Raw genomic sequence first — 13,265 nt, 5'->3', positions numbered from 1 at the left:
CCGGTCTCACGCCCGCATCCGAGGCACGCCCCGCACCGGTCCGCCGCCCGGGGCGATGGCGGCTGAGAGCCACCGACGCGGGCGCCGCCCCGTCCACGGACCCGCCCGGTCAGCCACCGGGCGGGCCCCGTAAAGGACGCCCCGGGATCGCTCCCGGGCCGCCGTGGACAGGTGGCGGCTAATGAGCACAAAATAGGAACATTGTCAAGACATGTACACGGTCGGCGGTCGGCACATAATTCGCATTTTTGCCGGCTACGATGTTCATACATCCCTGGCCGCGGCATTTTCTCCTCCCCTGGCGACCCAGGGCTTGCCCGGGATCGCTCGAGCTTGCGGGGAGGTGTTTGGGGATCGCAGATCCCGCGTGGGGGTGGTGCAGGCGGCACCGCTGCGCTCGATCCTGCACCACCCCTACCCCTGGCCCTTCCCCACAAGGGGGAGGGAAAAGCGCTTTCTTCTGAAAATGTTGAGTGTCGAGTGGAGAAGTGTGAATCTGCAAGGCATGCGGAGAGAGGGGAAACGCCGTTGTTTCTCAACGTCCGGGTGTTCGGCGGAGGCGTGTGGCTTGGCTGTCCCCATTGCAGGGAAGGCGATGCACGGAATGGCCTGAAGCCTGCGCCGCATCGGGGTTCGGCATCGTCCTGACCCTGTGGGTCCCCGGCCCGTCGTCCGCGCGCGAACGGGCTCCACAGGCGACCACATTTCGGCGATCCCGGAGACTGCGCCGACGACCCGCATTGTTGCTGCACCGCACCCTAGGGTAGACCGGCGATCACGATGTCCGAGACAGCAGCCGCGATGACGCCTTCACTCTGGACCCGCCTGTCGAATCCCAGCCATTTCATGCGGTGGTCGGGAGCGCTGGTGCCGTGGCTCACGGCCCTGTCGCTCGCCGTGCTGGCCGTGGGCCTGTATCAGACCTTCTTCACCGTGCCGCCCGACTACCAGCAGGGCGAGACCGTGCGGATCATGTACATCCATGTCCCGGCGGCATGGCTCGGCGTCTTCTTCTACGGGGCCATGAGCGTCTCGGCGATCGGCTCCCTGGTCTGGCGCCATCCGCTGGCCGACGTGGCCCAGCGCGCGGCGGCGCCGATCGGCGCGGCCTTCACGCTGATCTGCCTCGTGACCGGCTCCCTCTGGGGCAAGCCGATGTGGGGGACCTACTGGGTCTGGGACGCGCGGCTGACCTCGATGCTGATCCTGCTGCTGATCTATTGCGGCATCATCGCCCTCTGGCGCACGCTGGAGGATCCGAACCGCGCCGCCCGCGCGGTCGCGATCCTGACGCTGGTCGGCGCCGTGAACCTGCCGATCATCAAGTTCTCGGTGAACTGGTGGTCGACTCTGCACCAGCCGGCCTCGATCCTGCGCATGGGCGGCTCGACCATCGACCCGTCGATGCTCTACCCGCTGCTCATCATGATCGGCGCCGCGACGCTCGGCGGCACCACGCTGCACCTCTACGCGATGCGCACCGAGATCATGCGGCGCCGGGTCCGGACATTGACGATCCGCGAAGCCGAGCGCCTGGATCGCGTTCAGCCCCGCATCACGCCGCAGCCCGCGACCAGGCTGCCGGTGGGCCAACCGGTTTAGGATCGGCACGATGGATCTCGGGTCTCACGGCGGCTTCATCCTGGTGGCCTACGCCTTCACGACACTGGTGATGGCCGCGCTGGTCGGCAACGCGATCCGCGACCGGCGGGCGCAGCTGCGGGCGCTCAAGGGTTTCGGCGAGGACCGCCGATGACCGACCTGCACGACGATGTGACCGAGCGACCGCTTCCGGTCCGCCGCTCCCTGCTGCTGATCGTGCCGGCGCTCGCCTTCGTGCTGCTGGCCGCCGTGTTCTTCCTGCGCCTGCGCTCCGGGGTCGACCCGGCCGCTTTGCCCTCGGCGATGATCGGCAAGCCCGTGCCGAGCTTCGACCTGCCGGCCGTGCCGGGGCTCACCGCCGCCGGCGTTCCCGTGCCGGGTCTGTCGAGCGCCGAGCTGAAGGGGCAGATCACGGTGATCAACGTGTTCGCCTCGTGGTGCGCGCCCTGCCAGGTCGAGCACCCGATGCTGATGCGGCTGGCCAAGGAGCCCGGCATCCGGCTCGTCGGCATCGACTACAAGGAGCCGAACCCGGAGGCCGGGCAGCGCTTCCTCGCGCGGCACGGCGTGCCGTTCAGCGCCGTCGGCGCCGACGCGAGCGGGCGCGCGGCGATCGATTTCGGCGTCTACGGCGTGCCCGAGACGTTCATCGTCGGGCCGGACGGGGTGATCCGCGACAAGCTCGTCGGCATCCTCACACCGGATAACTTTGCGAGCGTGCTCACGCGGATCCGGGCCGCCGGTAAGGTCGCGGCGGCCCAGTAGGGCTCAGGCCTCCGGCTGCGGCGCCTTGGTCTCGTAGCGGGAGAGCAGCGGTGTCTGCGCCAGGGCGAACAGCACGGTGATCGGCATGATGCCGAACACCTTGAAGTTCACCCAGAAATCCTCGGTCTGCGTCCGCCACACGATCTCGTTCAGCGCCGCCAGCACGAAGAAGAACAGGCCCCAGCGGAAGGTCAGCTTGCGCCATCCCTCCTCGGTGAGGCTGAACATCGAGTCGAGCACCACCGACAGGAGCGGCCGCCCGAAGGCGAGGCCGCCGAGCAGGATGGTGCCGAACAGGGCGTTCACGATGGTCGGCTTGACCATGATGAAGGTCTTGTCCTGCAGCGCCAGGGTCAACCCGCCGAAGACGATGACGACCGCGCCCGACACCAGCGGCATGATCGGCAGGCGCCGCATCAGCACGTAGTGGATCGCCAGCGCCACCACGGTCGCCGCGATAAACAGACCGGTGGCCACGAACAGCTTCTGGTCGGGGGCGACGCCGAATTTTTCCGCGTACGCATTCCCGAGAAAGAACAGGACCAGCGGGCCGAGTTCGAGCGCCAGCTTCATCAGCGGCGGCAGGTGGCGGCGCGGAGGGACGGATTCGATCTGCATGCGCGTCAGTTGGCTCGGATGCGGCGCCCGCGGTACGGGCGGGGGGCCGGACTGGATTCGTGGGGTGTGTGGAACGCGGCGCGCGCGTTGTCCATCACGATCGAAACGAGCGAGATCGGGCGCCTTGAGCCCATCGGGCGCCGGCCGGTCTCAGGCGTGCCTGCGGAGCGGTGCCTTCGGGAACAGGACGATCAGCATCAGGGCGAATTTCGCCAGCAGCGTGGTCTTGCCCGCCAGCCCCTCGAAGGTGTTGACCAGGATCACGAAGGCGAGGATCGGCAACCAGACGCCGTGCCGGCAGATGCGCGCGACCTCGGCGAGGTACAGGCCCACCGCGACCACGAGGAGCGTCGTCATCAGGATGCCCTGGTAGAGCAGAGTCGAGAGGATCGAGTTCTCGATGCCCCATTCCAGCCCGTAGATCCGCCGCAGGGTGGTGACCTGCTGGAGATCCGGGCCGAGCAGCAGGTCCCGGAACGGGATCGCGCGGAAAATTTCCAGCATGTCGACCCGGGCCTGCGCGCTGCCGCCGTCGGAGGCGAACCGGTCCAGAAGGGTGTCGAAGAAGCCGAGCGCGGCCAGAACCGCTACGGCGACCGGCATCAGCGTCAGCGCGAAGCAGGCGCAGGCCGCGCCGATCAGTGGGATCCGCCCACTGCGCAGGACGCGCCCGAGTGCAACGAGCCCGACCGCGCCGCCGAGGATGAGCGTGATCACGACGGCGGAGCGCCCGCCGAACGTCACCAGCGCCACGAGCTGCAGGGCGATCACGCCGGTGCGCAGGGCCGGCCCCAGCCGTCCACCGCCCGCGGCGAGCGCCAGGATGTAGCAGGCCGTGACGGTCGCATTGCTGAGCGGATGGCCCTGCAGGGCCGCCGAGCGCGTGTCCCAGTCGAAATCCGCGCCGTCGAGGCGGAAGGGGAAGAAGCGCTGGCCGCTGGCGAGCTCGTAGAGGCCGAGCAGCGCGTTGGCGAGCATCACGAGATGAAACACGATCTCGATCCGCCCAAGGGTCTCCGCGTCGCGATCGAGCAGCAGGATCGGCAGGAGGCCCGCCAGCACGAAGGTGTCGATCGAGCCCGCGAGCCCGTTCCCGCCGCGGGCCGCGATCAGGGCGAGGAGCAGCACGCCGCAGACAGCCAGCAGCACGCTGGCGGGCCGGCGATTCAAAGCCTGCGCCACCGGAATCACCGGATTGCCGGCGCGCAGCAGCGTCCAGCCGAACAGCGCGACCGCGAGATACGTCGCCGGGTGGATCTTGGAGGCGGCCGAACCGGTGAGCCCGTCGTAATTGAGCCCGAACACCCACAGCAGGCCCCCCGAGACACCGACGAGGAGCCCCGCCCAGAGGACGAAGACCAGGGACTCTGCCCGGGCCATTGCGCCGCGCCGCGATGGGCCCGCCCGCACCGGCGCGATCGACAAGGCCGCGGGTTCGGCCCGCGCGAGCCTCACGCCCGGCGCCGCGTGAGGAACAGGGAGCCGGAGATCGGCCGGCCCAGCGCCTCGGAGGTGTCGACGAGGTCGATCAGGTCGCGCTGGCGGGTCGCGCCGTTGCAGGCCACCATCAGGACCCGGTCGGCCGCGTTCGCCAGGGGGCCGAGCCGCAGGTTCTCGCTCAGCACCCCGCCATCCACGATCACCAGCTCGAAGCGGGCCTTCACGCCGGCCACGAACCGCTCGACGTTATCGACCGTGAGGGCCTCACGGACCGGCTTGCTCGTATCGCCGAGCCCGATCCGGCGTGCGCCGGATTTCGGATCGGTCTCGGTCACTGCGTTGAGGCTCTGCTCGCCGCGCAGCACGTCGAGCAGGCCGCCGGTGCTCGCCCCGTAGCCGCGCAGATCCGCGTCCACGAGCAGGACCCGGTCGCCGCGCCCGACCGCCACCGCGGCGAGCAGCCCGATCACGGCCCGGCGCCGCCTCTGGTCCGATTCGCCCGACGTCACCATCAGCACGAGCGCGCGCCCGTGGCTGCCGGCGAGTGCGGCGAGATGGTCCAGGGTGATGCCCGCGGCCGTCGCGTTGGCGCCCCGCGGTCGCAGGCCCGGCAGGACCGCCACGACCGGCGCGTTCGAGATCCGCTCCAGCTGGCGCGGCGACAGCACCGTGGGGGCGAGGTATTCCCGCATCAGCGCGAGCCCCGCGCCGAGGCCGATCCCGCCGAACAGGGCTGCGGCGATCAGGATCAGCCGCGGCGGCCAGCTCGGATCCTCCGGCGGGCGGGCCGCCGTGATGATCCGCGCGTTCGAGCTGTCGATGCTGCTCTGCTCCTTGATCTCCCGGGCGCGGACCAGGAACGCGTTGTAGACCGAGCGCGCCGCCTCGACCTCGCGCTCCAGTTCGCGCAGCTGCACCGAAGACTGGGAATTGACCGCCGCCTGTTGCCGGAGCCGATTCAGCTCGGCGGTGAGCGTCCGCTCGTTGGCCTGGGCGCGGTGGGTCTCGGTCTCGGCCGCGCCCGCGATCCGGTTGAGCTCGGCGTCGATCAGGCGGCGGACATCCTGCATCTGGGTGCGCACGGCGGCGATGAACGGATGGCGCTCGCCGAGATTGGTGCGCAGGTCCGCTTCCTTGGCGGCGAGTTCGGCGTATTGCCCGCGCAGGCGGTCGATCGCCGCCGACTGCACCGCCTCCGGCATCGCGCCGGCGCCGACCGCCCGGCCGCGGGCGTCGCGGATCCCCTGAAGCCGCGCCTGCGCGTCGGCGGTCCGGGCCTGGGCCGCCACCAGCCGGCTGTTGAGGTCGGTCAGCTGCTGCTCGTTGACGAGCCGGCCGCTGGCGGTGATCAGGCCGGCGCGGGCCTTGTAATCCTCCAGCTTCTTGTCGGCGACGTTGACCGCTTGGCGTAGCTCGTCGAGCCGGCCCCGCAGATCGCCCGCCGCGCGCCGGGCGGCATCGGCGCGCGCCTCGGTCTGGTCCGTCAGGTAGGCGTTGGCGATCGCGTTGACGATCTTCGCCGAGAGGTCGGGATCCTCCGTGGTGACGATCACGTCGATCACGAACACCTTGTCGGCCCGCTTCACCGCGAGCTTGCGCCGGAGCTGCGCGAGGGCGCGGCCCTGCGCGTCGACCTTCCGCTCGGGCTGCGGCCCGGTGACCAGCGCACGCAGCGCGGCCACGGTGCGGGTCAGCCAGAGGTTGCGGGGTGCGCCGAAGCCGGGTTCCGATTCGAGCTTGGTCTGGGCCACGGCCCGGCCCAAAACCGCGTCGGATTCGATCACCTTCACCTGACTCTCGACCTGCGCGATGCCGCCATCCGGCGAGAGCGTGCCCGGATTGACGTCGTTGGACACGACCTGACGGTCGCGCGGGTCGATCAGAATCTGGGCGGTCGCCGTGTAGAGGGATGGCGTGAGCAGGGCATAGATCAGGGCCAGCATGGCGAGCAGCAGGGCGGTCCCGATCACCAGCTTCTTGCGCCGCCAGAGGATGCGCCACAGGTCGCCGGCCTCGGCGCTCGTCTCCGGCCGGACGGGCCGCTCGGGCAGAGCCGGCTGCACCGGCGCCAGCCAGGTCGCGACAGCGAGGTTAGGGTCGATCCGTGTCACGATCGGTCACCGTCGTCTCAATCTTGGCCAGACTCACGGGGGCCGTACCCGAGCCTGCAAGAGTCGCGCATGCAGGTGATAAGCTACCGAAACTGAAGTTGTCCCAACTAGACGTATCCATTACTGCGTTCCCGGTAAACACCTCGCGCAACTTCGGATGATATTTACCATGTATCACGCGCGTTACGGTTGGGAATTGGAGCGGGGCGGTTCATTGCGTGATGCGGCACGCTGCGGGATGAGGGCGCACTGACCGATGCATGTGCGCGTTCGCCTCGACGGTTCCAACCCGCAGGGCTGGCACGTGGCTCTGCTGCGGCGGATCGGCGAGATCCCCGGTCTCGCTGCGGTCAGCGTCGACGACGCGCCGGCATCCGGGGCGTGGCCGCACACGGCCGATCTGCTGTTCCGGCTCGAGGCGCTCGTTCACGGATTGCCTCGCTTCGGCACGGAGCCGGTCCCCGGTGCCGCGTTCGAGCCCTGGCGCCAGCCCGCCGCCCGACCGGATCTCGTCCTCGACCTGTGCGGCGATGTCCCGTCCGGCCCGGCTATATGGCACATCGCGTATGACGACCGCGTCGGCACGGACGCCCTGTTGGCGCGCCTGCTCGCCGATGCGGTGCCGCGCCTCACCCTGGTGGAGAATGGGGCAATCCGCGCTGCTGGCCGCCTGGGCGCCGATCGGCCCGGGATCGTGCTGGCCAGTTTCGAGGATGCGCTCGCCCGGACGATCACGCTTATCGCGGCGTCCCTGCGCGACCGCATCGCGGGACGGGCCGGGGCAGGGGGCGCCGGCGACGCGCTTGTCGGTCATCGCGTGGTGCTGACGGTTCCGCGCCTCGGCGTGCGGGCCGGGCGCATGCTTGCGGGCGCCCTGATCCATCGTCTGTACCGCCTCTGCTACTACGCTCCGCACTGGCGCTGCGGCTGGCGGCGCCTCGCCGGGCCGGACCTGATCGATCTGGGGCGCCATCCCGAAGCGGGCTGGTCCGTCCTGCCCGATGACGGTCGGCGCTTTTATGCCGATCCCTTTCCGATCTCCGTTCGGGGCAGCACGCACCTCTTCGTCGAGGATTTCCCGCACGCTACGGGCAAGGCGATCATCTCGGCCGTCCGCTTCGGGCCGGACGGGCCGGAGGGCGCGCCGGTGCCGGTTCTGGAGGAGGCGCATCACTTGTCCTACCCGTTCGTGTTCGAGCGGGACGGAGGCGTCTGGATGGTGCCGGAGAGTTCCGCCGCCGGGACGGTCGACCTCTACCGCGCCACGCGCTTCCCCGGCGGCTGGGTCAAGGAGGCGACGCTCCTCTCCGGCGTGGTGGCGAGCGACGCGACCCTTGTGGAGCATGCAGGCCGCTGGTGGATCTTCGCCACCGTGCGCGACGCCGGCCTCGGTGCGCCGTCCGGCGCGGGCTCCTTCCACGACGCGCTGCACCTCTGGTCGGCGCCCGATTTCCGTGGCCCCTACACGCCGCATCCGGCCAATCCGGTCCTCGTCGATCCGTCCCTGGCGCGTCCGGCGGGCCGGATCGTGCCGCGGGGCGGCCGATTGATCCGCCCGATCCAGGATTGCGCCGCCGGCTATGGCCGCGCCCTGGTGCTCGCGCGGATCGACCGCCTCGATCCGGCGGGATTCGCCCAGACCGTGATCGGCCGAGTCGAGCCCGGCCCGGCCTGGCCTGGCAATCGCCTGCACACTTTGAACGCGGGCGGCGGGATCGAGTGCATCGACGGGGCCGCGCGCGCGCCGCGCTTTACGATCCGGGGCCGCACGCGGCGCCAGGGGTGATCCGAACCAAGCCGTTGCAGGGGCATCCATTTTGGGGCTTGGGACGGCCGCCGTGATACCGAAACTGCGAACCGGAACCGCTTTCGGGTTCGGGCAGCACCGTGCGGCAAGCGCAATCGAGAATTTTTAAGGATCTGAATATTTTACGATCTAGTTTTATATGCTTCAGGCCACGGAATTAGAATTATGCGCGACAATTTCATATATAATATCGGATAAAGTCGAAGCGTCGCGCTATATATCAGCGCTTGACATTTGGTCTATGTTTGCCAAATCTCTGACGTGCGGATGTCGAAAGCGGCTGATCGTGCGGGATGCGGACTCATACTGGGCAAAGACAAGTCTGATATCTGCTGCTCGATCATGCATCCGCTCGGCGAGTCGATCAGATTAACGTCGACTCACTGGAGGCGCGCCGCTCAATAGGAGTTATCCGATGCGTACGTCCGTCGCCCCGGTATCCACCGCTCACACGCATGCTGCTCAATCGCATGCCGTGAAGTCCGAGACGAAGCACTCCGACAGCGTCAAGACCACGCAGCACGCCCAATCCGCCGATCCGAGATCCGCGCACAAGGTTTCTCCTCGGCAAAGCGATGCGGTTCTGAACTTGGCCATTGAGGATCACGCGAAGATCTCGCTGCTGCGTAGAAATGAGGCGCGCGACAGGACGGCTGCGCAGGCCGCCGATCGCGCCTCGTAAGCCATCCAGCACGGGTGACGCGCGCGACGGTGTGGCAGCACCGACGATCCCTGGTTCGATCCCAGTGGGACCGAACCAGATGGCTGAGGAGAATCCACAGCCGTCGATCGCATCCGCGTTTGGCCGCGTCGCCTTTGACGAGGATACGGTCCGACGCCTCGTGCGGGCTGCGGGCAAGGGCGCGGGGGATTGGCCTCCCCCGCGCTGGGCACCAATTTCTTAGCCGCATAGCCCTGGCGGGACGGCGTCCGGACCGCTACATATTGCAGGCGGGGCTGCAGAGTTCGTCAGGAGCACTATCCCCGGGGCCTTATCGACTCCCTCGGGAGCTGTCCCTGGCCTCGTCCCTGGACCTGGCCAACACGGCGCCCACCTACTCTGTAGGTTTCCCGGGATCGATCCTCCAACGGCTCACGTGGCTCCGCACTCGTCTTTCTCCGATCTTGCCGATACGGCGCGCAAACCCGAGCTGCGCCGCGCAGCCTTGGCGGCTCGTGACGCGCTCGGCGCGGAAGACCGGCAGGCCGCCTCTGCGGCGATCGCCCACGCGCTCCTTGGCTTACCCGAATTGACGCACGCCCGGCTCGTGGGAGCCTTCTGGCCGATCCGCAGCGAGGTGGATCCCCGCCCCGCCGCTGAGGGGCTGATCGCCCGCGGCCAAGCCGTGGCCCTGCCGCAGGTCACCAAAGAAGGGCTCGTGTTCCGGGAATGGCGTGCCGGGGACGCGCTGGTCTCCGGCAGCTTCGGCCTGAGCGAACCCGACCCCTCCCTGCCACCCGTGGATCCCGACGCGCTGATCGTGCCGCTCGCCGCCTTCGACCGGACCGGCCAGCGGATCGGGTACGGCCGCGGTTATTACGACGGCGCGATCGAGCGGCTGTCGCGCAGCCACCCGGTCTTCACCGTCGGCATCGGCTTCGCCGTGCAGGAGGTGGCGCACGTGCCGGCTGAGCCACACGACCGGCCCCTCGATTGCGTGATTACCGAGGCGGGTCTGATCCGCTTCGACAGGACGGCCTGACGGATGCGGTTGCTCTTCCTCGGCGATGTCGTCGGCCGATCGGGTCGCATCGCGGTGTGCGAACAGCTGCCGCGCCTGCGGAACCGGTGGCGGCTCGACTGCGTCGTGGTGAACGGCGAGAACGCGGCCGGCGGCTTCGGCATTTCCGAGTCGATCTGCGACGAGCTGATCCAGGCCGGTGCCGACGCGGTGACGCTCGGAAATCACAGCTTCGACCAGCGCGAGGCTCTGGTGTTCATCGCCCGCCAGCCGCGCCTCGTGCGCCCGGCCAATTACCCGCCCGGAACGCCCGGACGGGGCGCCACCGTGGTGGAGACGCAAGGGGGCGCCCGCGTCCTCGTGGTCAACGTGATGGGCCGCGTCTTCCTCGACGCGATGGACGACCCCTTCGCTGCGGTGGAACGCGAAATCATGGCCTGCCCGCTGGGGGCCGCTGCCGACGCCGTGGTGGTGGATATCCATGCCGAGGCGACCAGCGAGAAGCAGGCCTTCGGTCATTATCTCGACGGCCGGGCGAGCCTCGTGGTCGGCACCCACACCCATACGCCGACCGCCGATCACCGGATCCTGCCCGGCGGCACCGCATACATGTCGGATGCCGGCATGTGCGGCGATTACGACTCGGTGATCGGCATGCAGAAGGACGAGCCGATCCGCCGGATGATCCAGAAGACGCCGGGCTCCCGCTGGGAGGTCGCCACCGGCGAGGGTACGCTCAGCGGCATCGCGGTCGAGATCGATGCGCGGGGGCTCGCCACCCAGGTTGCGGCGCTCCGGCTCGGGCCGCATCTTGAAGAAAGCGCACCGCACTTCTGGGATTAGGCTTGGCCTCGCTCGCATCGCGCGGGAAAGACCCGGAACTGTCTGCCGTTCACCACGCGACGCAACTGCGTCCTGTGCGCGACTTGATCGCGTCCGGCCCTGCCGCCACAGTGACCCTGACGGACGCCGCCGGCGGCCGCATCTTCTGAGATCAGGCTAGAGCGACCGATGGCCGCCCGCGATACCGGCGAGAACACCAAGGGGCCGCTGGCACAGCCCGGAATCTATCTCGGGCGCATGGTCGTCTTTCTCATCCTGGTCGGCTTCCTCGCCTTCATTCTGTTCAAGCAGATCACGCCGGCCTTCCTGGCCAACCCCGGCCTGAACGGACTGATCCTAGGGGTTCTGTTGATCGCGATCGTGATCGCCTTCGGACAGGTGATCCGCCTGTTCCGCGAGGTCGCCTACGTCAACGCGGCGGCGCGCAATGCGCCGTCGAAACGCCCGCCCGCCCTTCTGGCGCCCATGGTGCCGATGGTCGCGGCCCGGACCGCGGGGGCGACGCTGCCGGGCACCGCCGGCTATCTCGACATCATCGCGGCCCGCCTCGACGAGGGGCGCGAGATCCTGCGCTACATCGCGGGCATCCTGATCCTGCTGGGCCTGCTCGGCACTTTCTGGGGCCTGATCGATACGCTCTCGGCCGTGGGCGGCGTGATCAAGGGCATGCGCGGCGGCGGCGATGCCGGCGTGATGTTCGACGAGCTGAAATCGGGCCTGGCGGTCCCGTTATCGGGAATCGGTCTGGCGTTCTCGGCCTCGCTGTTCGGCCTCGCCTCGTCGCTGATCACCGGCTTCCTGGAGTTGCAGGCGGGCCAGGCCCATGCGCGTTTCCACAACGAATTGCAGGACTGGCTGATGTCCGGCGAGGCCGCCGTCGCGGCCGTCGCCGCCGACGCGTCTGTGCCGGTCCGGGCGGCGGGGGGAGCGGGCACGCAGGAGTTGAAGGAGGCGATTGATCGCCTGACCGCCCTTGTGGCCGAGGGCGGTGGCAGCCGCGCCGCAACGCTCGCCATGACCAACCTCGCCGAGGGCATCCAGGGGCTCGTGCAGCACATGCGCGCCGAGCAACAGATGATCCGCGACTGGGTCGAGGCTCAGGCCAGCCGTGAGCGGGAATTGAAGCAGGTGCTCGACCGGCTCGGCCGGGAGCGGGTCTGATGGCGTCCAGGGCGGCACGGTCCAGGCGCACCCTCAATGTCTGGCCGGGCTATGTCGACGCGCTGGCGACGCTGCTGCTCGCGGTCGTCTTCCTGCTGACGGTGTTCGTGGTCGGTCAGTTCTTCCTGTCGCAGGAGCTCACCGGGCGGGACGAGACGCTCGCAAAACTCAACCGCCAGATCGCCGATCTCACCGATCTCCTCGCCCTGGAGCGCTCGAGCCGCCGCACGCAGGAGGACGAGGTCCGTAACCTGCGCACGACGTTGGCCGGCGTCGAGGCCGAGCGCGATCAGGCGAAGACCCAGGCCGAGGCCGCGACCGTCAGCCAAGGGGCCACGGGCGCCCTCGACAAGCAGCTGGACGCCGAGCGGGGCGCGACCAAGCGGGCGCTGTCGCAGATCGACCTGCTGAACGAGCAGATCAGCGCCATGCGCCGTCAACTCGCCGCGCTGGAGGATGCGCTGTCGGCTTCCGAGAGCCGCGACCGGGAATCGCAGGCCCGCATCGCCGAACTCGGCAGCCGGCTGAACGTCGCCCTGGCCCAGAAGGTCCAGGAATTGGCGCGCTACCGGTCGGACTTCTTCGGGCGCCTGCGCCAGATCCTGGGCAACCGCCCCGACATCCGCGTGGTCGGCGACCGGTTCGTGCTGCAATCGGAGGTGCTGTTCCCGGTGGGCTCGGCGACCCTCAAGCCCGAAGCCGGGCCCGAACTCGACCGGATCGCCGGGGCGATCTCGGATCTGGCCAAGCAGATCCCGGCGGATCTGCCCTGGGTGCTGCGGGTCGACGGCCACACCGATGCCCGTCCGATCAGCACGTCGCAATTCCCGTCGAACTGGGCGCTCTCGGCCGCCCGCGCCATCGCGGTGGTTCAGTACCTCGCCGGCAAGAGCATCCCGCCGCAGCATCTTCTGGCCGGCGCCTTCGGCGAGTTCCAGCCGCTCGATGCCGGTACCACCGAGGACGCCTATGCCCGCAACCGCCGGATCGAGATGAAGCTCACCGAGCGATAGAGGGACTCTCCCTTTCGGGGGGGCGGCTCACTCGGCCGCCGGCAGCCGCTCGCCCCTCGTGCGGGGCTCCTTGCCCCGGGCGGTCTCGTCGAGGGCATCCGTGAATTGCAGGTTCGCAAGCTGCGCGTAGAGCGCGCCCTGCGCCAGCAGGCTCTCGTGGGTCCCCGTCTCGACGATGCGGCCATCGTCGAGGACCAGGATCCGGTCGGCGGCACGAATCGTG

The 13,265-nt window shown here is 69.0% G+C and carries 12 protein-coding genes, 1 other RNA gene and 1 pseudogene; 10 read left to right on the top strand and 4 right to left on the bottom strand.

Features of this window, described 5'->3' with window-relative positions; genetic code table 11:
- The first annotated feature begins 801 nt into the window (after positions 1–801).
- Genes MKK63_RS07780 through MKK63_RS07770 form a run of 3 tightly spaced genes read left to right on the top strand, consistent with a single transcriptional unit; the run spans position 802 to position 2,367 of the window.
- Positions 802–1,602, top strand: coding sequence for a heme ABC transporter permease (locus MKK63_RS07780; protein WP_244000349.1), 801 nt, complete (start codon positions 802–804; stop codon positions 1,600–1,602).
- Positions 1,603–1,612: 10 nt separating this feature from the next.
- Positions 1,613–1,756, top strand: coding sequence for a heme exporter protein CcmD (gene ccmD, locus MKK63_RS07775; protein WP_244000346.1), 144 nt, complete (start codon positions 1,613–1,615; stop codon positions 1,754–1,756).
- Entirely contained in the window at positions 1,753–2,367 is a 615-nt protein-coding gene (locus MKK63_RS07770; protein ID WP_244000345.1) for a DsbE family thiol:disulfide interchange protein, read from the top strand. The genes ccmD and MKK63_RS07770 overlap by 4 nt, the downstream gene beginning before the upstream one ends.
- Positions 2,368–2,370: 3 nt before the next feature.
- Here the strand turns inward: MKK63_RS07770 and MKK63_RS07765 are convergent, their stop codons facing one another.
- The 3 genes from MKK63_RS07765 to MKK63_RS07755 all read right to left on the bottom strand — a co-directional run bounded on the left by MKK63_RS07765 (position 2,371) and on the right by MKK63_RS07755 (position 6,536).
- A complete protein-coding gene (locus tag MKK63_RS07765; protein WP_244000342.1) occupies positions 2,371–2,985 on the bottom strand; it encodes a septation protein A in 615 nt (204 codons plus the stop codon).
- A 150-nt stretch (positions 2,986–3,135) separates the two neighbouring features.
- Positions 3,136–4,365 (bottom strand): VpsF family polysaccharide biosynthesis protein, encoded by a 1,230-nt coding sequence (locus MKK63_RS07760; protein ID WP_244000340.1) that lies wholly within the window; start codon positions 4,363–4,365, stop codon positions 3,136–3,138.
- A 71-nt stretch (positions 4,366–4,436) separates the two neighbouring features.
- Positions 4,437–6,536, bottom strand: a complete 2,100-nt coding sequence (locus MKK63_RS07755) for a GumC family protein (RefSeq protein WP_244000338.1) — start codon at positions 6,534–6,536, stop codon at positions 4,437–4,439.
- Positions 6,537–6,792: 256 nt separating this feature from the next.
- On the opposite strand from MKK63_RS07755, the gene MKK63_RS07750 reads away from it, so the two are divergent.
- The 7 genes from MKK63_RS07750 to MKK63_RS07720 all read left to right on the top strand — a co-directional run bounded on the left by MKK63_RS07750 (position 6,793) and on the right by MKK63_RS07720 (position 13,042).
- Positions 6,793–8,322: a formyl transferase gene (locus MKK63_RS07750; RefSeq protein ID WP_244000336.1), complete on the top strand. Its 1,530-nt coding sequence runs from the start codon at positions 6,793–6,795 to the stop codon at positions 8,320–8,322.
- 436 nt (positions 8,323–8,758) lie between these two features.
- Positions 8,759–9,025 carry a hypothetical protein gene (locus MKK63_RS07745; protein ID WP_244000335.1) on the top strand — a complete coding sequence of 89 codons (267 nt, stop codon included), beginning with the start codon at positions 8,759–8,761 and terminating at the stop codon, positions 9,023–9,025.
- Between the two features lie 269 nt (positions 9,026–9,294).
- A non-coding RNA gene (ssrS, locus tag MKK63_RS07740) (6S RNA) lies at positions 9,295–9,451 on the top strand.
- Positions 9,441–10,046 (top strand): 5-formyltetrahydrofolate cyclo-ligase, encoded by a 606-nt coding sequence (locus MKK63_RS07735; RefSeq protein ID WP_244000333.1) that lies wholly within the window; start codon positions 9,441–9,443, stop codon positions 10,044–10,046. The genes ssrS and MKK63_RS07735 overlap by 11 nt, the downstream gene beginning before the upstream one ends.
- 3 nt (positions 10,047–10,049) lie before the next feature.
- Positions 10,050–10,868 carry a TIGR00282 family metallophosphoesterase gene (locus MKK63_RS07730; RefSeq protein WP_244000331.1) on the top strand — a complete coding sequence of 273 codons (819 nt, stop codon included), beginning with the start codon at positions 10,050–10,052 and terminating at the stop codon, positions 10,866–10,868.
- Between the two features lie 168 nt (positions 10,869–11,036).
- A complete protein-coding gene (locus MKK63_RS07725) occupies positions 11,037–12,029 on the top strand; it encodes a MotA/TolQ/ExbB proton channel family protein (protein ID WP_244000328.1) in 993 nt (330 codons plus the stop codon).
- Positions 12,029–13,042, top strand: a complete 1,014-nt coding sequence (locus MKK63_RS07720) for a peptidoglycan -binding protein (protein WP_244000326.1) — start codon at positions 12,029–12,031, stop codon at positions 13,040–13,042. Before MKK63_RS07725 ends, MKK63_RS07720 begins: the two co-directional genes overlap by 1 nt.
- Positions 13,043–13,069: 27 nt before the next feature.
- Here the strand turns inward: MKK63_RS07720 and MKK63_RS07715 are convergent.
- A pseudogene (locus tag MKK63_RS07715) lies at positions 13,070–13,265 on the bottom strand (ABC transporter); the annotation flags it as partial.

It is taken from the genome of Methylobacterium sp. J-088 (genome assembly GCF_022829295.1).
Classification (GTDB): Bacteria; Pseudomonadota; Alphaproteobacteria; order Rhizobiales; family Beijerinckiaceae; genus Methylobacterium.
The sequence above is the reverse complement of the archived record's forward strand: the minus strand, read 5'-3'. Positions and strand labels throughout refer to the sequence as shown.